Raw genomic sequence first — 26,351 nt, 5'->3', positions numbered from 1 at the left:
TTCCGCACGCCTCAGTGCCGCTCGCGGCGCCAGCGCCTCGGGGCGGCGCCAGCGCCTCAGTGCCGCTCGGGGCGGCGTTTGCGCCGTTCGTTGAAGTCGCGCATCCGCTGCGGGTAGCCCATCAGCCGGACGTCGTACACCGGGATGCCCATCCGGTACGCGAAGCGCCGCGCGCCGTCCGGGCCGTCGATGCGCCGCCGGGTCCACTCCCCGTCGTCGGCGATCAGGATGACAGTGGTCTCGGTCACCGTCGTGCGCGGCTCGATGAACGCCTCGACGCCACGTCGGCTCCGGACGAAGTTCTCCAGATGGTCCAGGTCGCCACGATCGGCGACACGATCACGGCTCGGCACAGCCGCCTGTTTGCGGCGCCGGAACAACCCCACCGGACCTCTCCCCCACCGTACGTCATCGACAACGGTGCCAAGGGTACGTGTCGATGACGTGTCGTTGGGCACCTCGGTACGCACCCTGTGCCCGGTGGTGACAAGATGACCGAGGTGGGGTGTGTCTGTGTTACACCCCGGTGACCCCCCATTGCAGCGACGCGACCTGGGAGTTGGACGTGAGCGAGCCGAACGAAGCGACCTTCGACATCGTCATCCTCGGAGGTGGCAGCGGCGGTTACGCGGCGGCGCTGCGCGCCGCCCAGCTGGACCTGAAGGTCGCGCTGATCGAGAAGGGCAAGCTCGGCGGGACCTGCCTGCACAACGGCTGCATCCCGACGAAGGCGTTGCTGCACGCCGCGGAGATCGCCGACCAGGCCCGCGAGTCGGAGCAGTTCGGTGTGAAGGCCGAGCTGATCGGCATCGACATGGCCGGGGTCAACTCGTACAAGGACGGCGTGATCTCCCGCCTGCACAAGGGCTTGCAGGGCCTGCTGAAGGGCAACAAGGCGATCACCATCGTCGAGGGCCACGGCACGCTCGTCGGCAAGAACGTCGTCGAGGTGGACGGCAAGCGCTACACCGGCCGCAACATCGTCCTGGCCTCCGGCTCGTACGCCAAGAGCCTGCCCGGCCTGGACGTCGACGGCGAGCGGATCATCACCAGCGACCACGCGCTCACGATGGACCGGGTGCCGTCGTCGGTGATCGTGCTCGGTGGCGGCGTGATCGGCGTCGAGTTCGCGAGCGTGTGGAAGTCCTTCGGTGTGGACGTGACGATCGTCGAGGCGCTGCCCCGGCTGGTCGCCGCCGAGGACGAGGAGTCATCGAAGGCGCTGGAGCGGGCGTTCCGCAAGCGGAAGATCAACTTCAAGGTCGGCAAGCCGTTCGAGAAGGTCGAGAAGACCGAGAACGGCGTCAAGTTGACCATCTCCGGCGGCGAGACCGTCGAGGCGGAGCTGCTGCTGGTCGCCGTGGGTCGCGGCCCGAACACCGCCAACCTCGGGTACGAGGAGCAGGGCGTCAAGATGGACCGCGGCTTCGTGCTGACCGACGAGCGGCTGCGCACCAGCGTGCCGAACGTCTACGCCGTCGGCGACATCGTGCCCGGCCTCCAGCTCGCGCACCGCGGCTTCCAGCAGGGCATCTTCGTCGCCGAGGAGATCGCCGGGCAGACCCCGGCCGTGATCGACGAGGTCGGCATCCCGCGGGTCACCTACTGCGACCCGGAGCTGGCGTCGGTCGGCCTGACCGAGGCGAAGGCCAAGGAGCAGTACGGCGCCGACAAGGTCAAGACGTACAACTACAACCTGGGTGGCAACGGCAAGAGCCAGATCCTCAAGACCACCGGCTTCGTGAAGCTGGTCCGGGTCGAGGACGGCCCCGTGGTCGGGGTGCACATGATCGGCGCCCGGGTGGGTGAGCTGATCGGTGAGGCGCAGCTCATCTACAACTGGGAGGCCTACCCGGCCGAGGTCGCCCAGCTCGTGCACGCCCACCCGACCCAGAACGAGGCCCTGGGCGAGGCGCACCTGGCCCTCGCCGGCAAGCCGCTGCACGCGCACGCCTGATCATCCACAACCGCGGCGTCCGGCGACGGGCGAAGATCCCACCAGGGGAATGAAGGAGTCTCAGAAAATGCCGGTATCGGTCACCATGCCCCGGCTCGGCGAGAGCGTCACCGAGGGCACTGTCACTCGCTGGCTCAAGCAGGAGGGCGACACGGTCGAGGTCGACGAGCCCCTGCTCGAGGTCTCGACCGACAAGGTCGACACCGAGATCCCGTCGCCTGCGGCGGGCGTGCTGAGCCGGATCGTGGTCGGCGAGGACGAGACCGCCGAGGTTGGCAGCGAGCTGGCGGTCATCGCCGGTGAGGGCGAATCGACCGGCGGTGGCGAGGCCGCCCCGCAGGAGCAGGCCCCCGCCGAGTCGGTCGAGCCGGTCACCGAGCCGACGGCCGCCGCCGAGGGCACCGCCGACGAGGTGGCCCAGGACGAGGCCCCGGCCGAGGCCCCGGCTCCGGCCGCCGCCTCCTCGGGCGAGGGCACCGCGGTGAAGATGCCGGCCCTGGGCGAGAGCGTCACCGAGGGCACCGTCACCCGCTGGCTCAAGCAGGTCGGCGAGACCATCGAGGTCGACGAGCCGCTGCTGGAGGTCTCCACCGACAAGGTGGACACCGAGATCCCGTCGCCGGTCGCCGGCACCGTCCTGGAGATCAAGGTCGCCGAGGACGAGACCGCGGCGGTCGGCGCCGACCTGGCGATCATCGGCGTTGCCGGTGCGGCCCCCACCCAGGCGAAGCCCGAGCCGAAGCCCGAGCCGAAGGCGGAGGCGCCGACTCCGAAGGCCGCGCCGAAGCAGGAGCCGAAGGTCGAGGAGCCGACGCAGGGCGCCTCGTACAGCGAGCCGGCCGCGGAGACCGAGAGCTCGGCGCAGCCGGCGAAGACCGAGCAGGCCGCGCAGCCGGCCGCGCCGACCTCGGCACCGTCGCGCCCGTCCGCTCCGGCGCCGGCTGCCGGCGAGGAGGCCGCCGGGTACGTGACCCCGCTGGTGCGCAAGCTGGCCAGTGAGCACAGCGTCGACCTGTCCACGCTCAACGGCACCGGTGTGGGTGGCCGGATCCGCAAGCAGGACGTGCTCGACGCGGCCGAGAAGGCGAAGGCCGCCAAGGCCGCTCCCGCTCCGGCGGCACAGCCGGCCGCGTCGGCGGCCCCGGCCACGCCGGCCGCGAAGCCGCAGCCGAGCGGTAAGCGGGGCACCACCGAGAAGCTCCCCCGGATCCGCAAGGCGATCGCCAAGCGGATGCAGGAGTCGCTGCACGAGATGGCGCAGCTGACCACCGTGATCGAGGTGGACGTCACCCGGGTCGCCAAGCTGCGGGCGCAGGCGAAGGACTCGTTCGTGCAGCGGCACGGCGTCAAGCTGTCCTTCCTGCCGTTCTTCGCCCTCGCCGCCGTCGAGGCGTTGCAGACGTACCCGATCGTCAACGCCCAGCTGGACCTGGACGGCGGCACGATCACCTACCCGGCCGCGGAGCACCTCGGCATCGCCGTGGACACCGAGCGGGGCCTCGTGGTGCCGGTCATCCACAACGCCGGTGACCTCAACCTCGGTGGCATCGCGAAGCGGGTCGCCGACCTGGCCGAGCGGACCCGGACCAACAAGATCAGCCCGGACGAGATCGCCGGAGCGACCTTCACGCTCACCAACACGGGCAGCCGGGGCGCGCTCTTCGACACCCCGATCGTGCCGAAGCCGCAGTCGGCGATGCTCGGCACCGGTGCCGTGGTCAAGCGCCCGGTCGTGGTCAACGACCCGGACCTGGGCGAGGTCGTCGCGGTCCGGTCGATGGTCTACCTGGCCATGTCGTACGACCACCGGCTGATCGACGGTGCCGACGCGGCCCGCTTCCTGAGCGCGATCAAGGAGCGGCTGGAGGCTGGCAACTTCGAGTCGGAGCTGGGCCTGTCCTGATCCCGCTCAACGCGTAGAGGGCGCCCCGGTCGTCGGCCGGGGCGCCCTTTCGTCTGCGTCGCTCAGCTCTTCAGCAGGTCGGTCGAGACCTTCCAGAGCCGCTCGGCGGCCTCCGGGTCCAGCGCGTACGCGGCGACGCCCGTGCGCCCGCCGGGCCGGGCGGGGGCGGCTTCCTGACAGTCCTCGAAGTAGCGCCCGCCCACACCGTCGAGCAGTGGTGAGGCGGCGACCAGCACCGAGGTGGCGGCACCCTGTTCGACTGTCTTCCACGCCGCCGCGTTGCCCGCGCGGATCCGGTTGAGTTCCTCCTCGCTGACGTAGCGCTGGAGATTGGTCTGGATCGCGCCGGGCATCAGCGAGTTGGCAAAAATGCCGTCGTCGGCCCAGCGGCGGCTCGCCTCCACGGCGAAGAGCACGTTGGCCGTCTTCGACTGCCCGTACGCCTGCCACGGCTCGTACTCCCGGCGCTCGTACTGGATGTCCTCGAAGACCACCGGTGAGCGCAGGTGGGCGGCGGAGCTGACCGAGACGATCCGGGCCCCGCCGTCGGCGGCGAGTGCCTGTCGCAGCCCGGTGGCGAGCGCGAAGTGCCCCAGGTGGTTGGTGGCGAACTGCATCTCCCAGCCCTGCGGGGTTCGGCTCAGGGGCGCGGCCATGATGCCGGCGTTGTTGACAAGGATGTGCAGCGGGCCGTCCCAGTTGGCGACGAAGGCGGCGACGGATCCCTGGTCGGCGAGGTCGAGCGGCGCGACCATGACCCGGTCGTTGCCCGTGGTGCCGGTGATGTCGTCGGCGGCCTGCTGGCCGGCGTCCGGGTTGCGGACGGCGAGGGTGACCTCCGCGCCGGCGCTGGCGAGGGCCCGGGCGGTCTCCACGCCGATGCCGGACGAACCGCCGGTGACGATCGCCCGCCGGCCGACGAGGTCCACGCCCCGGATCACGTCCATGGCCGTGGAGTGATGGGCGAACGAGGTGGTGATCGGGTTGTTCGTCGTCATGATCCATCCTTGTCCAGGGTGGGTCGGACCGACCGGCCCGCTGCCGGAGGCCGTTGGTGGCCATGATTCGGCCTGCGCGCCGACCGGCGGCGCTCCGGACCGAACGACTGCCCCTCCCGGCGGTTCCCCGCCCCGGGCCGGAGGTAACGCTCGACCGGGCCGCCATCGCCGTTCGAGCCTATGAGCAGGGCAGACGCTGCCAGAGTGGGACCGTGGGCAGTTACCGGCGGGGCGGGCAACTGGGCCCTGCCGTCCCGATCGCCCCCGGTGCCCGGGTGGACAAGTTCGAGGTCTTCTTCGACCTGGTCTTCGTCTTCTCGTTCTTCATCATCACCCGGGCGACCGCCGCGAACATCTCCGGCCGACAGTTGCTGCACGCCAGTCTGGTGCTCGCCGTGCTCTGGTGGATCTGGGTGGTGCACAGCCTGGTCGCCACCCGGGTCCGGCTCGGTGAGGGCTACGTGCCGGTGCTCATGGTGATCGCCATGGTGGCCCTGTTCGCGTTCGCGCTGGCGCTGCCGCAGGCGTTCAGCGACCCGAAGGGCGGCGCCGGCGGCCCGATGCTGGTGGCCATCAGCTACGTCGTGGTCCGGGCCGTGCACATGTACCTGTATCAGCACGTGGTGCGGGACAGCCCGCAGGAGCGGCGGCAACTGCGGCGGTTCGCCCCGGAGTTGGCGGTGAGCATCGTGCTGCTGCTGGCCGCCGCGCTGATACCGCCGCAGATCACCGACCCGGACCGGGCCGCCATGGTCCGCGACGCGCTGTGGATCGCGGTGGTGGTGGTGCAGTACGCCACCGGCTTCATCGTCGGCACCTGGGGCTGGGGAGTGACAAGCGCCGAACACTGGACGGAGCGCTACGACCTCATCCTGATCATCGCGCTGGGCGAGTCGATCATCTCCACGGGTGTGGGCGGCAACCTGCTCGGCAAGCCGGTCACCTGGCCGGCGGTGGCGGCCGCCGCGCTCGGCATCGTGGTCACTGCCGCCCTCTGGTGGGCGCACTTCGACTTCATCGGGCCAGCCGCCCGGATCGCCCTGCACTCCTCCGAGGGCGGCCCGCGGGTGGCGATGGCCCGGGACGCGTACGCGTACCTCTACCTGCCGATGATCGCGGGGGTGATCCTCTTCTCGATCGGCAACGAGCAGATCCTGCACAAGATCACCGACCCGGCCGGCGGGATCGCCGAGCGGGTCGAGGGCCCGGCCGTGCCGATGCTGTTCGGCGGCCTGATCTGCTACTTCGCCGTCAACATGCTCTTTCAGCTACGCACCCTGCACACCGTCACCTGGACCCGCGTCGGCGTCATCGTGGTGTTGACGGCCGCCCTGCCGGTCGGCCAACACCTGCCGGGGCTGGGCGCGCTCACCCTCGCGACAGTGATCTGCGTGGGGCTGGTCGCCGTGGAGGTGCTGGTGTTGTCGGGCTCCCGACACGCGTTGCGGGCCGCCGTCTTCCAGGAGCGCACCAGCCACGAGGCCCACGAGGCGGCCTGGCGCGCCCGCTGGCACGACGTGCGGGAAACCGACGAGCCGACCACCCCGTGACCGCCGGTATAGAATCCGGCGCAGCGTCGCGGTGCACCCGGCTCGAAGGCCGCCGTGGGCATGGAGGCGCGGGGACAGCATGGGACGAACGTGCACCCGAGCACCTCACCGGCCGGCCGGCTCGCCGCCGTCGGCAATCAGATGATCGAGATCCACCTCTGGCTCAGCGCGGAACTGGCCCGACTTCGGGCCGACCTCGACACCTCGGGCGACGCGCGGGCGTCGCGGGACCTGCGGGCGCACTGCCTGACCTTCTGCGCGGCACTCGGCCGACACCACACCGGTGAGGACGCGGGCGCGTTCCGGCTGCTCGCCGACCAGGTCCCCGAGCTGCGCCCGGTCATCGCGAACCTGATCACCGACCACGAGGTGGTGGCCGGCATCCTGGCACGGGTCGAGGCGCTGCTCGCCGGCGACCCGGCGCTGCCGCTCGCCCAGGTGCGCGCCGAGCTGGACGGGTTGGCCGCGTTACTGGAGTCGCACTTCCGCTACGAGGAGAAACGGCTGGTCAGCGCGCTGAATGCGCTCACCGGCCGGCCCGGGACGACCGAGCAACTCCTCGGCCTGACCGCACCGCCGACCTGACGGATGGCCCGGCCCGGTGCCGATCACTCCTGCGGCGCCGGGCCGAGCTGCCGCTCGTAGAAGCGGATCTTCTCCCGCAGGTGGTCGTACTGGCGCTGGAGCAGGCGCATCTGCTCCTCCACCCGCGCCGCGTGGTGGCGCAGCAGGTCGCGCCGCTCGTCGGCGGTGTGCTCGCCCTCCCGGGCCAACTGCGCGTAGCGGCGCATCTGCGCAATCGGCATTCCGGTGTCGCGCAGGCAGCGGAACAGCACCAGCCAGCCCAGGTCGTCGTCGGTGAAGACCCGCTGCCCGCCCGCCGTCCGATCCACGTCGGCGAGCAGCCCGATCTTCTCGTAGTACCGCAGGGTGTCGAGGCTGAAGCCACTGCGGCGGGCGGCCTCCGAGGGGGCGTAACCGTTCATGCTCCGCGATGGTAGTGCTTGACCTGGAGTGCGCTCCAGGTTGGAGGCTGGTGACCATGACGACGACACGAACGCTGGGACGCAGCGGCATCACGGTGAGCGCCATCGGGATGGGGTGCTGGGCGATCGGTGGGCCGCTCTGGGGCGACGACGCGCAGCCGTTCGGCTGGGGCGAGGTGGACGACGACGAGTCGGTCCGCACCATCCACCGGGCGCTCGATCTCGGGGTGACCCTGTTCGACACGGCCAGCAACTACGGTGCCGGGCACAGCGAGCGGATCCTCGGTCGCGCCCTGGCCGGCCGGCGGGACCGCGCGGTGATCGCCACCAAGTTCGGCAACGTCAGCGAGGAGGCCACCCGGCGGGCGCTCGGCACCGACGCCAGCCCGGCGTACGCGGTCCGCAGCCTGGAAGACTCACTGCGCCGGCTCGGCACCGATCACGTCGACCTGTACCAACTGCACATCGCCGAGCTGCCGGTGCCCGCCGCGCTCGACCTGGTCGACACCCTGGAGGGCCTCGTCGACCAGGGCAAGATCCGGGCGTACGGCTGGAGCACCGACGACCCCGCCTCGGCGGAGGCGTTCGCCGCCGCCGGCCCGCACTGCGCCGCGATCCAGCACGACGAGTCGGTGCTGCGCGACAACCCGGCGGTGCTGGCGGTCTGCGACAAACACGACCTGGCCAGCCTCAACCGCGGTCCGCTGGCGATGGGGCTGCTCACCGGGTCGACCCGGGCGGTCGGGCCAGACGACGTGCGCGGACGCGCCCCGGAGTGGTTGGAGTGGTTCACCGACGGTCGGCCGACGCCACGCTGGGCGGCCCGGGTCGAGCAGGTCCGCGCGGCGCTCACGGCGGACGGGCGCACCCTCGCGCAGGGCGCGCTCGGCTGGCTGCTGGCGCGCAGCCCCCGTACCGTCCCGATCCCCGGTCTGCGCACTGTGGCGCAGGCCGAGGAGAACCTGGCCACCCTGGCGCTCGGCCCGCTCAGCGCCGAGGCGTACGCCAAGGTGGAGCGACTGCTCGCCGACCTGCGCCCGACCCACGCGGCCTGACCGCCGCGGTGGCCGGCCGCCCCGGGCGCCGTCACCGGAAGTCGTCCGCGTGCTCCGCGGCCCACTGCCGGAACGTGCGCCCGGGGCGGCCGGTCACCTGCTCGACATCCGGGGCGACCCATCCGCTGCCGTCGGGATGGCGCCCCATCTCCAGGAACCACTCGATCACCTCGGCCGGGTAGAGGTCCTTCCAGTGCTCGCGGGCCTGCTCCGGAGTCAGCTCGTCGAAGCGCACCGGGCGGCCGATCGCCTCGCCGATCATCCGGACGGCGTCGCGGCGGCGGACCGGCTCCGGTCCGGTGGGCTGGTAGACGCGGCCGGCGTGGCCGTCCTCGGTCAGCGCGGCCACGATGACCGCGGCGATGTCCGCCTCGTGGACCAGCGCGCTGTTCCAGTCCCCGAACGGTGCCCGCACCACCCCCTCGGTGCGGATCCCGGCCGCCCAGTCGCGGGTGTTCGCCATGAACTCACCCGGGAAGATGTGCGTCCACTCCAGGCCCGAATTCTCCACCGCCCGGTGCAGGGGCCGGTGGGGTGCCTCGATCGGGTCGTCGTCCGCCCGGCTCGGATCGTTGTGGCCGAGGTGGGTGACCCGGCGGACACCGGCCTGCCGGGCCAACTCCAGGACCTCCGCGCCGGTGGTCAGCGGACCATACCCATCCATCGCGACCAGGTGCATGCGCGTCACGCCGCGCAGCGCCGCAACAAGCGTGTGGGGCCTGGCGAAGTCGCCCGCCACCACCTCCACCCCGGCGGGCAGCGCGGTGGCCGCCGGCGACGCGGGATCGCGGGTCAGCGCGCGTACGTCGTGGCCGGCGCTCACCAGTTGCCGGACCAGGCTGCCTCCGACAGTCCCGGTCGCTCCGGTCACCAGAATCGGCATGGTTCCTCCTCAGGGTCGCCCGTCGGCGGGCGCGGCGAGCCAACCCCGCCATTCCGGGGGCGCTCTCGGATGGCTCATGGTCGGTCAGATCGGCGCCGGAAGCAATTGCGAATAACGTATTCATGTTTGCTCTGACCTGCGGAAACGCGGTGACCCCGAATACGCGCGGCACAGTTTTTTCGGCGGCTGGGACGCCCCTTGACCTGCGTTTTCCACGCGGATCGGCGTGCTGGCGCAGGTTTCTTGGCGGAACACCCCGCCGTCGCCGGGCCAACGCATCCGTCAGTGGCGTTCTGGACGAAGATGGGGGTATGCGCATCCTTCTGGCCGGCGCGTCCGGCTTCCTCGGCACTCGGCTGGCCGAACGGCTCACGGCGGACGGGCACCAGATCACGAGGCTGGTCCGTCGGTCGCCGCGCGACTCGCGGGAACGGCGGTGGGACCCCGCCGCCGGGCAGCTCGACCCGGCCGTCGTCGCCGAGGCGGACGCGGTGGTCAACCTGGCCGGTGCGGGCGTCGGCGACAAGCGCTGGGACGACGACTACCGGCGGCTGATCAGGACCAGCCGGGTGGACAGCACCACCACGCTCGCGACCACCACCGCCGGGCTGCCGGCCGGGGACCGGCCCCGGGTGCTGCTCAACTCCTCGGCCGTGGGTTGGTACGGCAACACCGGCGACCGGGCCGTGGAGGAGGACGCGCCGGCCGGCGAGGGCTTCCTGGCCGACGTCTGCCGGGTGTGGGAGGCCGCGACCCGACCGGCCGAGGACGCCGGGGTACGCGTGGTGCGGCTGCGCACCGGCCTGCCACTACACCGCGACGGCGGGCTGCTCAAGCCGCAGTTGCTGCCGTTCAAGCTGGGCATCGCCGGGCGGTTGGGCAGCGGCCGGCAGTGGCTGCCGTGGATCTCGCTCGCCGACTGGCTGGACGCGACAGCCTTCCTGCTGGACCACGACATCGCCGGCCCGGTCAACGTGGTGGGCCCGAACCCGGTGACGAACGCCGAGTTCACCCGCGAACTGGCCCGGCAGCTGCACCGCCCGGCGATCATCCCGATCCCCGCGCTGGCGCTCAAGGTGGCCCTCGGCGGCTTCGCCCACGAGGCCCTCACCAGCACCAGGGTCCTCCCCGGCGTCCTGACGAGAGCCGCCTACCGCTACCAACACCCCACCCTCCCGACAGCCCTCCAAAAAGCCCTAACCCCAACCCCCTAACAGTGCCCCGCCCCCGCCCCCGCCCCCTCCTGCCCCGCCCCCGTTCGCGTTGATCATGAGGTTATTGCCATTCGCCTCGGCGCGTGTCGTGGCAATAACCCCATGATCAACAGGGGCGGGGGGTGGGGAGGTGGGGGTAGGGAGCAGGGGGTTAGCAGCCGATCACCCAGTGGTTGGGGGCGGTTTGTTTGAGGGTGCTGGTGTAGAAGGTGTTGTACAGGCCCATGCGCTGGTTGGAGCCGTTGGCGTAGGCGTAGCCGCCGGACTGGTAGGCCCGGCCCGCCGCCACGTGCGCGTAGTTGCTGGCCGTCACGCAGGTCGCCGGCGTCGTCGGGGTCGGGGTCGGCGTGGAGGTCACCGTCGGGGTCGGGGTGGGGGTCACCGTCGGGGTGGGGGTCGGGGTGGTGCCGCCGCCGTCCAGGCCGAAGAAGAGCGCGTCGCGGTACGTCGAGCAGATGGTGTCGAGGAAGTACGCCCCGGCGGTGCCGCACTGGTCGGCCCCGGAACCCGGGTCGACCGGAGTGCCGTGGCCCATGCCGGAGACCCGGTAGAGGCGCACCTCGTCGTTGCCGTACACCTCCAGGCTGGTGTTGGCGGGCAGGGACGAGGTGCTGGTCGGGGCCTGCGAGATGCCGCGCACGTTGGTCCACTGGTCGCGGGACTCGGTGCCGTTGAGCGGGGCGACCGTCGGGTCCGAGGTGCCGTGCCAGATGGCCACGCGGGGCCGTGGGCCGGCGTAGCCGGGGTACGCGCCCCGGACCAGGTCGCCCCAGGCGGCGGGGGTCTTGTCCGCGCCCGGGTTCATGCAGCTGAAGGCGTTGACCATGCTGGTGGCGCAGCGGTACGGGATGCCCGCGACGATCGATCCGGCGGCGAAGACGTCCGGGTAGGTGGCGAGCATGACCGCGCTCATCGCCCCGCCCGCGGACAGCCCGCTGACGAAGACCCGGAAGCCGTCCACCCCGAAGTTCGCCTTGGCGTGGTCGACCATCTGCTTGATGGACAGCGCCTCGCCCTGGCCCCGGGCGGTGTCGCCGGCCTCGAAGAAGTTGAAGCAGGAGTTGGCGTTGTTGCCGGCCGGCTGCTGGGCGACGATCAGGGAGAACTTCCACTGGTCGGCGTACTTCTGCCAACCCGAGCCGGCGAAGTAACCGGCGGCGGTCTGCGTGCAGCCGTGCAGCAGCACCACGGCCGGGGAGTTGGCCGGCAGGTTGTCCGGCCGGTAGGCGTACATGGCGAGGTTGCCCGGGTTGGAGCCGAACCCGGTGACCTGGGTGAGGGTGGCGGCCTGGGCGGGTGCGGCGATGGCGACCGCGCCGGCTGCGGCGAGGACGAGCCCGACGCCCGCGCCGATCAGCCGGGTGAGGATGGACGAGGAGCGGCGCACGGCGGCCTCCTGAGGCGGCGAACTGTGAACTGGGTCACTGTCGAATTGCCGTGACGTTACGACGATGTGTCGCCGCCCTGACATGGGGCGCGCTCACACATTCACGGCCGCCGAGGTGTACGCGAAACCGTCGACGCGAGTCCTCCCCAGCCTCACGCGACAACAACGGTCCCCTCCTTGCAGGTCTGACCGGCCTGTCCAGGTCCGGTTGGTAACGTCCGCTGCGTGCCGTCCTCCCCGTCGCTGGCCACCGGGCCCGCACCCGCGTCACCGCCGCGCGCCGTCCGGGACCGCCGGGCCGACCTGATCGTCGTGCTGGTGTCGCTCGTGCTCGCCGTCTGGGTGACGAGCGGGCTGTGGCGGGACCCGAACGTTCGCACCATCACCGTCAACTCCAGCGACCAGGCGCTCTTCGAGTGGCTGTTGGCCTTCGGCGGGCACGCGGTCACCCACGGGGACAACCCGCTCTTCACCTACCTGATCAACGTCCCGGACGGCGTGAACCTCGCGGTCAACACCTCGATCACGGTGTACGCGGTGGTCTTCGCCCCGCTCACGTACCTGATCGGGCCGCCGGCCACGTTCCTGGTGATCCTCACCCTGAACCTGCTCGCCACGGCACTGGCCTGGTACTGGCTGCTCTCCCGGCACCTGGTCCGCAGTCGGCTGGCCGCCGGGGTGGGCGGCCTGTTCATCGCCTACTCCCCCGGCATGGTCTCGCATGCCAACGCCCACCTGAACTGGACCGCCGGTTGGCTGGTGCCGCTGCTGATCTGGCGCCTGTTCGCGCTGCGCCGCCCCGGGCCCTGGCTGCGCGACGGGGTGCTCCTCGGCGTGCTCGTCGCGGTGGCCTTCTCGATCGCCGCCGAGGGGCTCTTCTTCACCGCCCTGGCGCTCGGGGTGTTCGTCGCCGTCTGGGCGCTGCACCCGGTCAACCGGGCCGAGGCCCGCGCCGCGCTGCCGACCTTCCTGCGCGGGCTCGGGGTGACCGCGGTGGTGGCCGGCGCGCTGCTGTCGTACCCGCTGTGGCTGCACTTCGCCGGACCGCAACGGTTCCACGGCACCGGCTTCGACCCGGTGATCCACTCCGAGGACATCGCCGCGTTCGCCGCCTTCCCACGGCGTTCGCTGGCCGGCGAGGCGGGGCTAGGCACCTCGCTGGCCCCGAACCCGACCGAGGAGAACTCGTTCTTCGGCGTGCCGCTGCTGGTGCTCACAGTGGTCTGCTTCGTCGCGCTCTGGCGGTGGGCCGACGCCGGCCGCCGGGCCACCCTCTGGGCGCTGGGCGTCCTCGCGCTGATCTTCGCGGTGCTCTCCTTCGGGCCGGTCGCCAAGGTCGACGGGCGACGCACCGACCTGCCCATGCCGTTCGACCTGCTCGGGCAACTGCCGGTGGTGAACGCCGCGCTGCCGGCCCGGCTGGCGCTGGTGGTGGCGCCGGTGATCGGGCTGCTGCTGGCGTACGCGGTGGACCACCTGCGCGCCGCCCCACCGCGGCACCGCTCCACGGAGTTGGCCTGGCTGATCGGGTTCGCGGTGGCCCTGGTGCCGCTGCTGCCCACCCCGCTGTTGACCGACGAGCGGGAACCCATTCCCCGGTTCATCACCTCGGGCACCTGGCGGGGCTACGTCTCACCGGACGGGGTGCTCACCCCGGTGCCGTTGACAGTGGACATCTACCCGGACGGTCAACGCTGGCAGGCGTACGCGCTGTCGCACCGGCAGGGCGAGTTCGAGATCCCCGGCGGCTTCTTCCTCGGCCCCGGCGGGCCGGACGGGCGCGGCCGGATCGGCCCGGTGCCCCGCACCCTGAGCGCGTTGATGGACCAGGCCGGCCGGACCGGGCTGGTGCCGATCGTCACCGACGGAACGATCCGGGAGGTCCAGTCGGACCTGCGGCACTGGCGGATCGAGACGGTGGTGCTCGCCGACCAGGTGCACGGCGCGAAGTTCGAGGTCGACGAGGAGGCGCTGCTTCGCACCGGCACCGCCCTGTTCGGCGAACCGCAGCGGGTCGACGACGTCTGGCTCTGGCGCATCCCGGCGGCGCAGCGGTAGCCGTGCCGGGAACGCCGGACTGGCTTGCGCCCGAGCGTCCCGCCGCCGGCCCGCAAATGCCGCCGGCCCGCAATGCCACGCCCACCAACCGGAGCCGTCGTCCGCCGCCCGCGTCGTCGCCGCCCGACGCCGAGGGCCCGAGTCCGTGCGGCCTAGCCGCCGGTGAGGCGGCTCACCAGGGACGATCGCCGACATCGGGACTAGGCTGGACGCCGTGACGACGACGACTCCCGGCCTGACGGCCGTCCGCGCCGGCCTGCTCGACTACCAGGCCGCCTGGGACGAGCAGCGGCGCCTGCACGAGGCGGTTGTCGCTGGCGAGCGTGGCGACACCGTGCTGCTGCTGGAGCACCCGAGCGTCTACACCGCGGGCAAGCGCACCGAGCCGTGGGACCGGCCCACGGATGGCACTCCGGTCGTCGACGTGGACCGCGGCGGCAAGATCACCTGGCACGGGCCGGGGCAGCTCGTCGGTTACCCGATCCTGCGGCTGCCCGACCCGGTGGACGTTGTCGCGTACGTCCGCCGCACCGAAGAGCTGCTCATGGGCGTGTGCGCCGAGTTCGGGCTGACCGCCGGCCGGGTCGAGGGGCGCAGCGGCGTCTGGGTGCCCGAGGACGACAGGGGGCCGGCCCGCAAGGTGGCCGCCATCGGCATCCGGGTCGCCCGGGGCGTCACCCTGCACGGCTTCTCGATCAACTGCGACTGCGACCTGACCTCGTTCGACCGGATCGTGCCGTGCGGCATCCGGGATGCCGGCGTCACCTCGCTCACCGCCGAGCTGGGCCGCCCGATCACCGTCGCCGACGTGCTCCCGGTGGTCGAGCGCCGACTCTCCACCCTCGTCGAGGTCTGACCGCGGCATCGGCCGACGAAACGCACCAGCGCACCGGGGACAAGACGTGACGGACGCGGTACGACCGCCGACCGGCACCGCCGTCACGGCCCTCGAATGCATCAGATGCGGCACCCGACATCCGGTCGGCGACTACTCGCTCGGGTGCCCCTCCTGCGAGGCCGCCGGCCGCGGCTCGAACCTGTTCTGCCGTTACCCCGCCGAGGCGGTACGCCAGGACCAGCTGGTGCCGTACCCGGTGGTTCCGGATCTGGGCCAGGGGCGCACACCGCTGTTCCCGCTGCGCTGGCTCGACGGGGTCCTCGTCAAGAACGAGGCGGCGAATCCGACCGGATCCCACAAGGACCGGTTCGCGGCGATGGCGGTGACCCACGCGAAGGCCTCGGGCTACGAGCGCGTCGTCGTCGGATCGTCAGGTAACGCCGGGCTGGCCACAGCCGCCTTCGCCGCCGCCGCCGGCCTCCGGGCCGTGGTCGCCGGCTTCACCTGGCTGCCCGAATCGCTCGCGGAGCCGCTGCGCAGGCTCGGCGCGGACCTGCGCACCTTCGACACCGACGAGGAACGCATTCGGTATGTCAAGGAGGCGGCCGACCGCGACGACTCGTTGGCCGTCTCCAACGTCGCCGACATCGTCATCGGCAGCAGCTGCTTCGGGATCGAGGGCTACAAGGCCATCGCCTGGGAGATCGCAGCCGACGTACCCGGCGGGGTGGACCACGTAGTGATCCCGTCGAGCCGTGGCGATCTGGCGTGGGGCATCCACCTCGGCTTCGCCCAGTGGTCGGCCCTGACCGGCGCTCCCCTGCCACGCCTGCACCTGGTCGAACCCTTCCCCAGGTTGTCCGAGGTGCTCGCCGGCCGGGACATCGCGACACGCTTTCCCGACAGCGCCGGAAGCCTCCACTCGATCGCCGGGGACAGCACGACCGTGCAGGCCCAGGCCGCGGTGACCCGTAGTGCGGGCAGCGTCGTGGTGGTGCGGGAAGACGTGGCGACCAGCTGGTTCGAGCGGGCGAGCCGACACGGACACACCTGGGAGATCAGCAGTTGCACAGTGTTGGCTGCCTACGACCTCCTACGGCGACGCGACGTCATCCCATCCGCCGAGCGGACCGTCCTGATCACCACCTCCCACCTGTTCAAGGGGCTGTGACGCCGCACGGGCCGACGTCGTACGACGTCGGCCCGTGCGTCCACTTAGGGGGTCAGGCGGTGCAGGTCGCGCGGGAACGCGGTGACCTCCCGGATGTTCGCCGCGCCGACCAGGCGGGCCACGAACCGTTCCAGCCCGATGGCGAAGCCGCCGTGTGGCGGCATGCCGTGCCGGAACGCGTCGAGATAACCGGCGTACGGCTCGACCGGCTCGCCCCGGGCCGCCAGCGCGGCCAGGTAGTCGGCGTGCCGATGCAGCCGCTGCCCGCCGGTGACCAGCTCCAGACCACGAAAGAGCAGGTCAAAACCATTCGAGTACGCGGGCCGCGCCGGGTCCGGATGGGTGTAGAACGGCCGCTTCGCCATCGGGTAGCCGGTGACGAAGAGGAAGTCGGAGCCGTGTTCACGGCGGGCCCACTCGCTCAGCGCCCGTTCGTGGGCGGGCGCGAGGTCCGGCTCGTCGGCGGGCGCTCCGGCGATGGTCAACGCCTCGGTGAAGTGCACCGCCGGGATCTCCGCCGGCACCCGCGGTGGTGTGACGCCGAGTGTTGCCAGGGCCCCGCCGGCCCGCTCGCCCACGGTGCCCAGCATCCCGGCCACCGTGTCCCGCAGCACGCGCATCACGTCCCGGTGGTCGGCGACGAAGCCCAACTCGGCGTCGAGCGACGTGTACTGCGCGAGGTGTCGGACGGTGTCGTGCGGCTCGGCCCGGAAGACCGGCCCCACCTCGTAGACGCGCTCGAAGACGCCGACCATCAACTGCTTGTAGAACTGCGGCGACTGGGCCAGGTACGCGGGCCCGCCGAACCAGTCCAGCGAGAACACGTTCGCCCCGCTCTCGGTGGAGGAGCTGACCACCTTCGGGGTGTGGATCTCCACGAAGCCGTGGGCGTCGAGTGCGGCCCGGAACCCGGCGACGGCAGCCGCCGAGATCCGCAGCGCGGCCGACCGGGTCGGGTGGCGCAGGGCAGTCGGTGCGTTGTCGAGTTGGGTGGGCAGGCTCGCGGTGAGCGCCGGCCGGTACAGGTCGAACGGTGGCGGCACTGCGGGCGGCCCGAGTGGGCGTACCTCCGGGTCGGTCAGCTCGACCCCGGCGGGCGCCGTGTCGTTCGCGGTCACCGTCGCGGTGACCTCGACGACCGTCTCCTCGGGAAGTTTCTCCAGCTCGGCGCGGACGGCCGGGTCGGTCACGACCACCTGGGCCAGGCCGGCGGCGTCCCGCACGATCAGGAAGGCCACCGACTTGAGCAGTCGGCGGCGGTGCACCCAGCCGGCGATCCGCACTGTCGTGCCGATCTGGGCGGGCAGGTGGTGGGACAGGGTTCGTCGCATGGCGGGCTCCTCGGTCGATCGCCACGCCGTCGCCGCCCGGGGGCGGCGAAAGCGTCGCATCAGCCCCAGGGAGGTGTGGGCGAGCGGGATCCTCGCGGTGCCACCACACCTTCACCCCCGCCGGAGCGGGGGCCTCGTTCGTCGCCTGATGACCGGGGCCAGCCGGGCGGGCTCTACTGGGCACTGGTGAGGAGTGCCGTTCTTCCCGCAGCTCAGGAGGGTCTTCGCGCACCGGTGCCAGACCGCCTCTCAGCACCGGCGGCTCTCTGCACTGGCGGGTCGGTGCGCTACTCGGCTCCGTCGTCGCTGTTGGCGGTCACCGTAGCACCGGATTCCGACGCGTGTGACGCCCTATTTCGACTATCCGGTGTCCGGCGTCACAACGTTTGGAGCGTGACGCCGGTCGCGTGGCGTACATAGACACCTGCCGTCCGGCGTAGGCTCGTTTTCGTGACGATCGAGCACTCCGCGCCGACGACCGGCCAGGCAGCGCGCACCGCGACGGCAGCCCCCGAGGGGCGGCGTCTGCTGCGCATCGAGGCGCGCAACGCCGAGACGCCGATCGAGCGCAAACCGCCATGGATCAAGGTCAAGGCCAAGATGGGTCCGGAGTACACCCAGCTGCGCGGGCTCGTCTCGCGCGAGGGGCTGCACACCGTCTGCCAGGAGGCCGGCTGCCCCAACATCTACGAGTGTTGGGAAGACCGGGAGGCCACCTTCCTCATCGGTGGCGACCAATGCACCCGGCGCTGCGACTTCTGCCAGATCGACACCGGCAAGCCGGCCGAGTTCGACGCCGACGAGCCGCGCCGCGTGGCCGAGTCGGTGGTCGCGATGGGGCTGCGCTACGCCACCATCACCGGCGTCGCCCGTGACGACCTGCCCGACGGCGGCGCCTGGCTGTACGCCGAGACCGTCCGGCAGATCCACGCCCTTCAGCCCGGCTGCGGCGTCGAGCTGCTCATTCCCGACTTCAACGCCGTGCCCGAGCAGCTGGCCGAGGTCTTCGGCTCCCGCCCCGAGGTGCTGGCCCACAACGTGGAGACCGTGCCGCGCATCTTCAAGCGCATCCGGCCGGCGTTCCGCTACGACCGTTCCCTGGACGTGATCCGGCAGGCCCGCGCCGACGGTCTGGTCACCAAGAGCAACCTCATCCTGGGCATGGGCGAGGAGCGCGCCGAGATCTCCCAGGCGCTGCGCGACCTGCACGAGGCCGGCTGCGAGCTGATCACCATCACGCAGTACCTGCGCCCCACCCCCCGGCACCACCCGGTGACCCGCTGGGTCAAGCCGGAGGAGTTCGTGGAGCTGCGCGAGGAAGCCGAGGAGATCGGCTTCGCCGGGGTGATGAGCGGTCCGCTGGTGCGCTCGTCGTACCGGGCCGGCCGGCTCTACAAGCAGGCGCTCGACGCCCGCGCCGCGACTCCGGTCGTCACTGCCGTCTGACCCCGCACGATCGGTCGAAGCGGCGGGAGGCGAGCCCTCTCGCCGCTTCTCCATGTCGCCGGTCGTGGACGAAACGGGTCACCGCGCGCCACCCCGTCTTCCCCGCCCGCACCGGCCCGATCCGGGTGGGTGCGGCCACGCGAGGTACCCAGCCGGCCTGCACCCGGACGCGGATCAACGGGGCGGGCGGCGACCACTAGACTCTGCGGCATGGCAAAGCCCCAGGAGAAGGTCTCGTTCGGCCAGCGGCTGAAGCAGATCGGGATGGTGTTCCAGTTCACCGCCAAGCAGGACCGGTGGTTCGCGCCGCTGGTCGCCGCCGCGGTGCTCATCCCGCTCGCCCTCACCGTGGTCGCGGTCATCCTCTGGAGCTGGATCTGGCTGCCGATCGGCATCCTGTTCGTCCTGCTCGCGGTGCTGATCGTGCTCAACCTGCGCTCCAACAAGGCGATGATGAACGCCGCCGAGGGGCAGCCCGGCGCGGCGGCGCAGATCATGGAGAACATGCGCGGCGACTGGCGGGTGACCCCCGCGGTCAGCTCGACCACCCAGATGGACATGGTCCACCTGGTGATCGGTCGCCCGGGCGTGATCCTGCTGGCCGAGGGCAACCCGCAGCGGGTGCGTGGCCTGCTCGGGCAGGAGAAGCGGCGGCTGTCGAAGGTGATCGGCTCCGCACCCCTGCACGACTACGTGATCGGGCAGGACGAGGGCGAGCTGCCGATCCGCAAACTCCGCACCACGCTGCTGCGCCTGCCCCGCGCGCTCTCCGGCAAGGACGTCAACTCGCTGGACAAGCGACTCAAGGCGCTCACCGCCCGTCCGCAGATGCCCAAGGGCGCGATCCCGAAGAACATGCGGCCGCCAGGCGCCTTCCGCCAGTCGCGGGGCCGCTGATCCCCCAAGGTGTACGCCTAAAGAGCCGGACCCGTGCGGGTCCGGCTCTTTGCCGTCCGCACCCCGCACCCCGCACCCCGCACCCCGCACCCCGCACCCCGCACCCCGCACCCCGCACCCCGCACCCCGCACCCCGCACCCCGCACCCCGCACCAAGATCCTCACAACTTCAGGGATGTTGCTGCCTCAGACGCGCCGGAGGCAGCAACATCCCTGAAGTTGCTTGGATCTTGCCCAGATGCGACCCGTGGGCCGCCGGAACGTGGGCTTCGCACCCGCCGCCGGTCAAGATCGTGCTCGATCCTGGATCCAGTGGCCTCAAGACGCTGGGACACCACTACATCCTGGTCAACACCGTTGCGTTAGGGCTGTAGCCGGCGGGTCAACCCGGACAGGAAGTGCCCGATCGGGGAGCGGGTTGGGCCCGGCTTGGCGATCATGGAGTTGTGGTGCCGGCTTTGAGGGCTTTACGGGCGTTTTGTTACCCACCACAACTCCATGATCGGCGAGGCAGTGCTGGTCGACGAACAGCCGTTCCACCTAACGCAACGGCGTTGACATCCTGCTTCGAGCACGATCTCGGGCGGGCGGACTGGGCGGACTGGGCGGGCCGGGCGGCAGCAGGGGCCGGGCAGGCGCGGCGGGGGCGGCAGCAGGGGCCGGGCAAGCGCGGCAGGGCGGCGGCGGGGGCGGCGGGGGCGGCCGGGGCGGCGGGGGCGGCCGGGGCGGCTAAGCCGGCATGCCCACCCCCCACCTTCCCCGCCGATCTTGCGCTTTCGTTCGCCGAAATGCACGGAATCACCCTTATGCCGCGACAGTAGGTGCAAGATCGCGGAGCGGCAGGCTGGCCCGGGGCGGCGACCGGGGACGGAGGGGCCGTGGGCGCGGGAGGGCCCCGGGACGCCGGCGGGCCGGGGGGTCAGCCTCGGGGGACGTCGACGATGACCGAGTCGGCGAGTCGGTCGTGCAGGCCACGGCGGTGCTCGTCCATGATCAGGGCGGGGACGACGAGGGCCAGCAGCAGGCCACGGATCAGTCCCCGGAGCACGCCGATCCGGCCGCCGTCGCGCCAGCTCACGCAGCGGATCTTCGTGATGTACATGCCCGGCGTCTGGGCGAACAGGCCGAGGAAGACGCCGTACACCAGGACCAACACCAGCACCGGCAGCCACGGATGCCGAACGGGCCCGCCGAAGAAGTTGGACACCAGCAGGCAGAGCAGCCAGTCGATGATCAGCGCCCCGAACCGCTTGCCGAGGCTCGGCGGGGTGAAGCTGGGGTCGGTTGCCGGCGCTGCCGGGGCGTGCGGATTGGTCACAGCGGTCAAGGGTATCCGCGTCGGCACGGGAGCTTGCCGGGGCCGCCGCCACGGTGTGCTGATTCGGGCCAAAGGCATCAGATGTCATTACACTGGCACAGTCGGTACGGCGTTCGTGGCGGGCCGGAGGCGTGGACCGGGGCGTCGCCCACGTTCCGCGAGGGACGTAACACGGCAGAAACAACGGAGACACGGCCGGGCAACCGCCCGGCCCTAGCGTCGCCAGAAGCCTAGCCACCCCGTGGACGTGCCAGGAGGATGTGTGTTCGCCAATCCCGAGGAACTGCTGCGATACCTCAAGAACGAGGACGTGAAGTTCGTCGACGTTCGTTTCTGTGACCTGCCCGGCGTGATGCAGCACTTCAACCTGCCGGTCGAGTCCGTCAACGACGACCTCTTCACCGACGGCCTCGCGTTCGACGGTTCGTCGATCCGCGGTTTCCAGGCGATCCACGAGTCGGACATGCTCCTGCTCCCGGACGTCGCCACCGCGTTCATCGACCCGTTCCGCGCACAGAAGACTCTCGCGCTCAACTTCTTCATCCACGACCCGTTCACGCGCGAGGCCTACAGCCGCGACCCGCGTAACGTCGCGAAGAAGGCCGAGGCGTACCTGGCGGCGAGCGGCATCGCCGACACCGCCTACTTCGGCGCCGAGGCGGAGTTCTACATCTTCGACTCGATCCGCCACGAGACCTCGGCGCACCAGTCGTTCTACTACATCGACTCGATCGAGGGCGCCTGGAACACCGGCCGCGAGGAGCCGGGCGGCAACCGTGGTTACAAGACCGCCTACAAGGGTGGTTACTTCCCGGTGCCGCCGGTCGACCACTACGCCGACCTGCGTGACTCGATCGTGCGCCGGCTGGTCGACACCGGTTTCAACGTGGAGCGCTCGCACCACGAGGTGGGCACCGCCGGCCAGTCCGAGATCAACTACCGGTTCTCCACCCTGCTGCACGCCGGTGACCAGCTCCAGCTCTTCAAGTACATCGTGAAGAACGAGGCCTGGGCCAACGGCAAGACCGCGACCTTCATGCCCAAGCCGCTCTTCGGTGACAACGGCTCGGGCATGCACACCCACCAGAGCCTCTGGCTCAACGGTGAGCCGCTCTTCTACGACGAGACCGGCTACGCGGGTCTGTCCGACATGGCCCGCTGGTACATCGGTGGCCTGCTGCACCACGCGCCGTCGCTGCTGGCCTTCACCAACCCGACGGTCAACTCGTACCGTCGCCTGGTGCCGGGCTTCGAGGCGCCGGTCAACCTGGTCTACTCGCAGCGCAACCGGTCGGCCTGCACGCGCATCCCGGTGACCGGCAGCAACCCGAAGGCCAAGCGCGTCGAGTTCCGCGTTCCGGACCCGTCGGCCAACGTCTACCTGGCGTTCTCGGCCATGATGATGGCCGGCCTGGACGGCATCAAGAGCAAGATCGAGCCGCCGACGCCGATCGACAAGGACCTCTACGACCTCCCGCCGGAGGAGTGGGGCGACGTCAAGCAGGTGCCGGGTTCGCTGCCGGCCGTGCTCGACTCGCTGGAGGCCGACCACGACTACCTGCTCGACGGCGGCGTCTTCACCCCGGACCTGATCTCCACCTGGGTGGACTGGAAGCGCGCCAACGAGGTCGACCCGGTGCGCCTGCGCCCGACCCCGCACGAGTTCGCCATGTACTACGACTGCTGAGCCTGATCAAGGCCTTTGACCCGCACCAACAGGATCGCTACTGATCTTGGGTACAGGTTGGGTACAACCTCACGAACGGCGGTCATGCCCGGCTCACAGCCGGCATGGCCGCCGTTCCGTGTCGACCGAGCGCGCCGTCAATAAGCAGACGGGTCCGGTCGATGATGGCGGACACGTCGGCCTCGCCTGAGGCTCGCAGCTCAACAGCGATCGCCACCGGTGACGATCGCGGTGATGGTGCTCCGTTCGAGCCGCTGCGTCAGCAGCTCAAGCTCCACCCGGGTTCCCTCGATGCCGGTGGTGACCGCACGCTGAGCCGCCGTCTGCGCCTCCGGCAACGAGGCTCCGGCATCACGGAAGACCTTCAACAACGCCACGCGGCCGGGTCCCGTGGTGCCCTCGACGGTGAGGCGGGCCAAGCCGCAGCCAGCGACCAAGGCGTCGCGGATCTCGGCGGGCGTGTCATCCCAGCCGAACGTCTCTTCGGCCGAGCCGCAGTGGGGACAATGACACCAAGCGGTCCAGTGCAGCCGGTCGTTGACGATGCGCTGCGCCAGGTCACACGTCATCTCAGATCCGCAATCACTACAAGCACGGACGATGCTCACGCCGTAGGAGATCATCTTGCGATCCGTTCAGCTTGACGTGGTTCAGAGCCCAGCAGGCCCGACTTCAGCGCGATCATGTCAAACATCAACTGGGACCGCCGTGTCAAACGCAGTCGCCTCGTCACCGGCAGGCCAGCCCGGCCGGTTCCCGCCCCCCACCATACCTTCGCGTCCGATATATTGCGGCCATGGATACACCGCTGCGTGAGCCCACCTTCCTGATCCTCACCGCGCTCGCCGCCGAGCCGATGCACGGCTACGGGCTGATCGGCGAGGTCGCCGCCCTCTCCGACAACCGCGTGTCGCTGCGCCCCGGGACGCTCTACGGGGCACTGGACCGGCTTGTCGACGCCGGCCTCGTCGAGGTCGACCGGGAGGAGGTGGTGGATGGTCGGCTGCGCCGCTACTACCGACTCTCCCCCACCGGCGACGCCACCCTGACCGCCGAGACCGAGCGGCTCCGTCGCAACGTCGAGGCCGCCACCACCCGGCTCGCCGAGCGGGCTCGCGCCGCCCGACCGATCACCCCGCGCGTGGCCGGAGGGCTGGCATGACCGAGCTTGAGCGTCGCTACCTGCGGCTGCTGCGCGCCTACCCCGTCGACTACCGGCGCTCCCGTGGCGCCGAGATCGTCGGGACGTACCTCGATCTGGCTGACCCGGGTCGGCGCTGGCCCTCGCCCGCGGACGCCGCGGACGTCCTGCGCGGCGGCCTGCGCCAGCGGGTGCGCGCCACCGGCGCGGCCGGCCTCCTGCCGGGTGTACGCCTCGCGGCCGCTCTGGCCCTGCTCACCGCCACCGCACTGGCCGGGGTCTGGATGGTGCTGGAACTACGCCCCGCACCGACCGCCGGCTTCGGCGAGCCGAGGCTCGGGCCGTTCATCTCGCTCGGCATCGTGGCGTGGACCGCCTGGGGGCTCGCCGCGCTGGCGCATGCCCTGGCACCCGGCCGGTGGGCCCGACGCGCCGTCGCCCTCGCGGTGCTCCTCACGGCCGTGCTCGTCCCGGTCGCCGCGCTCACCGGTCTGCCGCGCCCGCCGCTGTTCGTGCTGCTGCCCCAGCTCGGGTTGGGCCTGGTCGCGCTCGGCGCGGCCGACGGGCTGCCGGCGTCGCTGCGGGCGGCCCCGCTTGTCGCCGCCGGCGGCGCCGGCGTCCTGGGGGCGTTTCTGTTGTCTCCGAACGTGTTCTCGTCGAGCTACCACACCTGGACGGTGGTGCCGGTGCTGCCGACCGCCGCCGTGGCGGTGCTCGCCGTGGTGGTGCTGCTCGGCGCGGGGCTGGCGCTGCGCGGCGACCTGCGGGGCGGCTGGGCCCTGCTGATCCTGCTCACCCCGGTGGGCCTGCTGGCTCTGCGCCCTCTGGCGGGAGCGTTCGACAGCATGCCCGCCGAGTTCGTGCCGAGCTGGATGGCGCTCGCCGCGACCACTGCCGTGGTCACACTCGTCGGCCCCGCCCTGCTGCCGCTGGCGCTCGCCGTCCGCTCCCGCTCCACCCCCAACCCCGACCCTCTCCCCCAGTGATCATGAGGTTGGCGGCGCTTTCGAAGATCGACGACGCCGCCACCTCATGATCAGCGCGGTCGGGGTCGCCGGCGTTGGGTGGGCAGGAGGATGGCCGCCAGGAGCAGGGCGGTCATCGCCAGGGCACCCGGAGCTTTCGTGAAGCGGGCCAGGTTGGTGCCGTCGGGCAGGGCGAGGAACGCCGCCGCCGCGGCCGGCACCACGAACCACGTCGTCCGCCGGGCGGTGAGCGCCAGCAGCACCAGCGGCCAGGTCGCGTACCAGGGGTGGAAGACCGGGGACAGGACCACAGTGGCGGCCAAGGCCAGGCCGGCGCCGTGCAGCGTGACCCAGGAGTGGGCCAGGGCCGGATCATCCGGGGCCCGCAGGGCCCGCCAGGCCCTCCACCACAGCACCACCAGCACGACCGCGAGCAACAGCAGGGCCACCGCCCGGAGCACCGGCACCGCCTGCGGGCCCCGCCCGGCCAGCGCGCCGGCATAGTCCACGACCAGGCCGACGGCGGTGGGCGGCGACGTCCACTGCTCCGAGTCCCCGCTGTGGGTCAACCCGCCCACCCAGCCGAACCCGAGCCCGGACGCCGCCGAGCTGACCAGCAGCGCGCCGAGCACCCCCCCGGTCAGCCAGCCGCCGTCGCGCAGCAACGACCGTACGGTGTGGCGACCCCGCACCGCGGCCAGCGCGGCGAACGGCGTCACCACCACCGCGCTGGCCTTCACCGTCACCGCCAGTCCGAGCAGCACCCCGGCGACCAGCAGCGCCGACGGCCGACCCGGTCGGCGGACCGCGATCAGGAGCCCGGACAGCAGCAGGCCCAGCATCACCGCGTCGTTGTGCGCCCCGGCCACCAGGTGCACCCCGACCAGCGGGCCGGCCAGCGCCAGCCAGACCGCCCGCCGGGTGGGCACCCCGGCCGCCCGTGCCAGTCCGGGCAGGCAGAGCGCGCCCAGCAGCAACCCCGCCACGGCGATGACCCGAAGCGCCACGATGGTGCCGGTGAGGCCGCCGCCGAGCACTACCGCGAGCGCCGCGAGCAGCACGAACACCGGCCCGTACGGTGCCGGGGTGTCCCGCCAGATCGGTGCCACCGCGTCCGCCCACGGGCAGCCGGCCGCCGCCACCGGAACGGCGTACGGGTCGACGCCGTGCGCGTACGTCCAGCCCTGGCAGGCGTACGAGTAGACGTCCCGGCTGCCCAGCGGCGGCGCGACAAGCAGCGGCAGCGCCCACAGCCCGGCGGTGCCGTACGCCCACCGGGTCGACGGCACCGCCCCGCGCAGCGACCACCACGCCCCGACCAGCAGCCCGGTGCCGACCAGCCAGCAGGCCAGCGTCGCCGGGCCGCCCGGGGCTCGCCAGATCGACTCCGGTGTCGCGCCGAGCGGTGCGTGGGGCAGTGCCCCACCGAGGTACCCGGCGACGGCGAGCAGGACCGCGCCGACCAGCCCCGCGTATCGGGCCAGGCTTGCCCCCCGCCCATCGACAGGCGGCGGACCGGAAGCCAACCGCCCGGGACGCGGCGGGCCGGGAGCGGTCACCGGCGCA

At 71.6% G+C, this 26,351-nt stretch carries 23 protein-coding genes; 14 read left to right on the top strand and 9 right to left on the bottom strand.

Annotated elements, in window-relative coordinates; genetic code table 11:
- Positions 1-56: 56 nt before the first annotated feature.
- Positions 57-386 carry a hypothetical protein gene (locus AB0A95_RS01255; RefSeq protein WP_357074879.1) on the bottom strand — a complete coding sequence of 110 codons (330 nt, stop codon included), beginning with the start codon at positions 384-386 and terminating at the stop codon, positions 57-59.
- Between the two features lie 140 nt (positions 387-526).
- On the opposite strand from AB0A95_RS01255, the gene lpdA reads away from it, so the two are divergent.
- Both lpdA and sucB read left to right on the top strand, forming a co-directional pair.
- A complete protein-coding gene (gene lpdA / locus AB0A95_RS01250; protein WP_357553578.1) occupies positions 527-1,957 on the top strand; it encodes a dihydrolipoyl dehydrogenase in 1,431 nt (476 codons plus the stop codon).
- A gap of 67 nt (positions 1,958-2,024) precedes the next feature.
- A complete protein-coding gene (sucB, locus tag AB0A95_RS01245; protein ID WP_357553577.1) occupies positions 2,025-3,860 on the top strand; it encodes a 2-oxoglutarate dehydrogenase, E2 component, dihydrolipoamide succinyltransferase in 1,836 nt (611 codons plus the stop codon).
- Between the two features lie 62 nt (positions 3,861-3,922).
- Here the strand turns inward: sucB and AB0A95_RS01240 are convergent, their stop codons facing one another.
- Complete coding sequence (locus AB0A95_RS01240; RefSeq protein WP_357553576.1) at positions 3,923-4,858, bottom strand: SDR family NAD(P)-dependent oxidoreductase; 936 nt, start codon at positions 4,856-4,858, stop codon at positions 3,923-3,925.
- A 212-nt stretch (positions 4,859-5,070) separates the two neighbouring features.
- Between AB0A95_RS01240 and AB0A95_RS01235 the strand changes: the two genes are divergently transcribed.
- On the top strand, positions 5,071-6,408 hold the full coding sequence (locus AB0A95_RS01235) for a low temperature requirement protein A (protein WP_357553575.1): 1,338 nt from the start codon (positions 5,071-5,073) through the stop codon (positions 6,406-6,408).
- A 90-nt stretch (positions 6,409-6,498) separates the two neighbouring features.
- Positions 6,499-6,993: a hemerythrin domain-containing protein gene (locus AB0A95_RS01230; RefSeq protein WP_357553574.1), complete on the top strand. Its 495-nt coding sequence runs from the start codon at positions 6,499-6,501 to the stop codon at positions 6,991-6,993.
- A gap of 23 nt (positions 6,994-7,016) precedes the next feature.
- On the opposite strand, the gene AB0A95_RS01225 is transcribed toward AB0A95_RS01230, so the two are convergent.
- Positions 7,017-7,394 carry a MerR family transcriptional regulator gene (locus AB0A95_RS01225; protein ID WP_357553573.1) on the bottom strand — a complete coding sequence of 126 codons (378 nt, stop codon included), beginning with the start codon at positions 7,392-7,394 and terminating at the stop codon, positions 7,017-7,019.
- 56 nt (positions 7,395-7,450) lie between these two features.
- On the opposite strand from AB0A95_RS01225, the gene AB0A95_RS01220 reads away from it, so the two are divergent.
- Positions 7,451-8,449, top strand: coding sequence for an aldo/keto reductase (locus tag AB0A95_RS01220; protein ID WP_357553572.1), 999 nt, complete (start codon positions 7,451-7,453; stop codon positions 8,447-8,449).
- 31 nt (positions 8,450-8,480) lie between these two features.
- Here AB0A95_RS01220 and AB0A95_RS01215 read toward each other — a convergent pair whose 3' ends face one another.
- Positions 8,481-9,332: an NAD(P)H-binding protein gene (locus AB0A95_RS01215; protein WP_357553571.1), complete on the bottom strand. Its 852-nt coding sequence runs from the start codon at positions 9,330-9,332 to the stop codon at positions 8,481-8,483.
- A 311-nt stretch (positions 9,333-9,643) separates the two neighbouring features.
- Here AB0A95_RS01215 and AB0A95_RS01210 point away from each other — a divergent pair, with 311 nt between their 5' ends.
- Positions 9,644-10,546: a TIGR01777 family oxidoreductase gene (locus AB0A95_RS01210; RefSeq protein WP_357553570.1), complete on the top strand. Its 903-nt coding sequence runs from the start codon at positions 9,644-9,646 to the stop codon at positions 10,544-10,546.
- Positions 10,547-10,697: 151 nt separating this feature from the next.
- Here the strand turns inward: AB0A95_RS01210 and AB0A95_RS01205 are convergent, their stop codons facing one another.
- Positions 10,698-11,933 (bottom strand): PHB depolymerase family esterase, encoded by a 1,236-nt coding sequence (locus AB0A95_RS01205; RefSeq protein WP_357553569.1) that lies wholly within the window; start codon positions 11,931-11,933, stop codon positions 10,698-10,700.
- A gap of 225 nt (positions 11,934-12,158) precedes the next feature.
- Between AB0A95_RS01205 and AB0A95_RS01200 the strand changes: the two genes are divergently transcribed.
- The 3 genes from AB0A95_RS01200 (at position 12,159) to AB0A95_RS01190 (ending at position 16,000) form a co-directional block, all read left to right on the top strand.
- Entirely contained in the window at positions 12,159-13,991 is a 1,833-nt protein-coding gene (locus AB0A95_RS01200; RefSeq protein WP_357553568.1) for a DUF2079 domain-containing protein, read from the top strand.
- Between the two features lie 214 nt (positions 13,992-14,205).
- On the top strand, positions 14,206-14,847 hold the full coding sequence (lipB, locus tag AB0A95_RS01195) for a lipoyl(octanoyl) transferase LipB (RefSeq protein ID WP_357553567.1): 642 nt from the start codon (positions 14,206-14,208) through the stop codon (positions 14,845-14,847).
- A gap of 46 nt (positions 14,848-14,893) precedes the next feature.
- A complete protein-coding gene (locus AB0A95_RS01190) occupies positions 14,894-16,000 on the top strand; it encodes a pyridoxal-phosphate dependent enzyme (protein WP_357553566.1) in 1,107 nt (368 codons plus the stop codon).
- Between the two features lie 44 nt (positions 16,001-16,044).
- Here AB0A95_RS01190 and aspS read toward each other — a convergent pair whose 3' ends face one another.
- Positions 16,045-17,331, bottom strand: coding sequence for an aspartate--tRNA(Asn) ligase (gene aspS / locus AB0A95_RS01185; protein ID WP_357553565.1), 1,287 nt, complete (start codon positions 17,329-17,331; stop codon positions 16,045-16,047).
- 450 nt (positions 17,332-17,781) lie between these two features.
- On the opposite strand from aspS, the gene lipA reads away from it, so the two are divergent.
- Entirely contained in the window at positions 17,782-18,777 is a 996-nt protein-coding gene (gene lipA / locus AB0A95_RS01180) for a lipoyl synthase (RefSeq protein WP_357553564.1), read from the top strand.
- Between the two features lie 210 nt (positions 18,778-18,987).
- Positions 18,988-19,674 carry a DUF4191 domain-containing protein gene (locus AB0A95_RS01175; RefSeq protein WP_357358122.1) on the top strand — a complete coding sequence of 229 codons (687 nt, stop codon included), beginning with the start codon at positions 18,988-18,990 and terminating at the stop codon, positions 19,672-19,674.
- 919 nt (positions 19,675-20,593) lie between these two features.
- On the opposite strand, the gene AB0A95_RS01170 is transcribed toward AB0A95_RS01175, so the two are convergent.
- Positions 20,594-20,992: an RDD family protein gene (locus AB0A95_RS01170; protein ID WP_357553563.1), complete on the bottom strand. Its 399-nt coding sequence runs from the start codon at positions 20,990-20,992 to the stop codon at positions 20,594-20,596.
- A 262-nt stretch (positions 20,993-21,254) separates the two neighbouring features.
- Here AB0A95_RS01170 and glnA point away from each other — a divergent pair, with 262 nt between their 5' ends.
- On the top strand, positions 21,255-22,679 hold the full coding sequence (gene glnA / locus AB0A95_RS01165) for a type I glutamate--ammonia ligase (protein ID WP_184177273.1): 1,425 nt from the start codon (positions 21,255-21,257) through the stop codon (positions 22,677-22,679).
- Between the two features lie 200 nt (positions 22,680-22,879).
- Here glnA and AB0A95_RS01160 read toward each other — a convergent pair whose 3' ends face one another.
- On the bottom strand, positions 22,880-23,302 hold the full coding sequence (locus AB0A95_RS01160) for a hypothetical protein (protein WP_357553562.1): 423 nt from the start codon (positions 23,300-23,302) through the stop codon (positions 22,880-22,882).
- 173 nt (positions 23,303-23,475) lie between these two features.
- Between AB0A95_RS01160 and AB0A95_RS01155 the strand changes: the two genes are divergently transcribed.
- Positions 23,476-23,841 (top strand): helix-turn-helix transcriptional regulator, encoded by a 366-nt coding sequence (locus tag AB0A95_RS01155; RefSeq protein ID WP_357553561.1) that lies wholly within the window; start codon positions 23,476-23,478, stop codon positions 23,839-23,841.
- Positions 23,838-24,806 carry a hypothetical protein gene (locus tag AB0A95_RS01150; RefSeq protein ID WP_357553560.1) on the top strand — a complete coding sequence of 323 codons (969 nt, stop codon included), beginning with the start codon at positions 23,838-23,840 and terminating at the stop codon, positions 24,804-24,806. The genes AB0A95_RS01155 and AB0A95_RS01150 overlap by 4 nt, the downstream gene beginning before the upstream one ends.
- A gap of 50 nt (positions 24,807-24,856) precedes the next feature.
- On the opposite strand, the gene mptB is transcribed toward AB0A95_RS01150, so the two are convergent.
- On the bottom strand, positions 24,857-26,311 hold the full coding sequence (gene mptB / locus AB0A95_RS01145) for a polyprenol phosphomannose-dependent alpha 1,6 mannosyltransferase MptB (protein ID WP_357553665.1): 1,455 nt from the start codon (positions 26,309-26,311) through the stop codon (positions 24,857-24,859).
- Between the last annotated feature and the right edge of the window lie 40 nt (positions 26,312-26,351).

Origin of the sequence: Micromonospora sp. NPDC049230, assembly GCF_040647875.1 — a bacterium.
GTDB lineage: Bacteria > Actinomycetota > Actinomycetes > Mycobacteriales > Micromonosporaceae > Micromonospora.
This window is presented reverse-complemented; position numbering and strand designations above follow the sequence as displayed.

Coding starts and splice junctions, on each gene's coding strand:
- sucB (WP_357553577.1), top strand. CDS start 2,025: ATGCCGGTATCGGTCACCATGCCCCGGCTCGGCGAGAGCGTCACCGAG.
- AB0A95_RS01240 (WP_357553576.1), bottom strand. CDS start 4,858: ATGACGACGAACAACCCGATCACCACCTCGTTCGCCCATCACTCCACG.
- AB0A95_RS01225 (WP_357553573.1), bottom strand. CDS start 7,394: ATGAACGGTTACGCCCCCTCGGAGGCCGCCCGCCGCAGTGGCTTCAGC.
- AB0A95_RS01220 (WP_357553572.1), top strand. CDS start 7,451: ATGACGACGACACGAACGCTGGGACGCAGCGGCATCACGGTGAGCGCC.
- AB0A95_RS01215 (WP_357553571.1), bottom strand. CDS start 9,332: ATGCCGATTCTGGTGACCGGAGCGACCGGGACTGTCGGAGGCAGCCTG.
- AB0A95_RS01210 (WP_357553570.1), top strand. CDS start 9,644: ATGCGCATCCTTCTGGCCGGCGCGTCCGGCTTCCTCGGCACTCGGCTG.
- aspS (WP_357553565.1), bottom strand. CDS start 17,331: ATGCGACGAACCCTGTCCCACCACCTGCCCGCCCAGATCGGCACGACA.
- AB0A95_RS01175 (WP_357358122.1), top strand. CDS start 18,988: ATGGCAAAGCCCCAGGAGAAGGTCTCGTTCGGCCAGCGGCTGAAGCAG.
- AB0A95_RS01160 (WP_357553562.1), bottom strand. CDS start 23,302: ATGATCTCCTACGGCGTGAGCATCGTCCGTGCTTGTAGTGATTGCGGA.
- AB0A95_RS01155 (WP_357553561.1), top strand. CDS start 23,476: ATGGATACACCGCTGCGTGAGCCCACCTTCCTGATCCTCACCGCGCTC.
- AB0A95_RS01150 (WP_357553560.1), top strand. CDS start 23,838: ATGACCGAGCTTGAGCGTCGCTACCTGCGGCTGCTGCGCGCCTACCCC.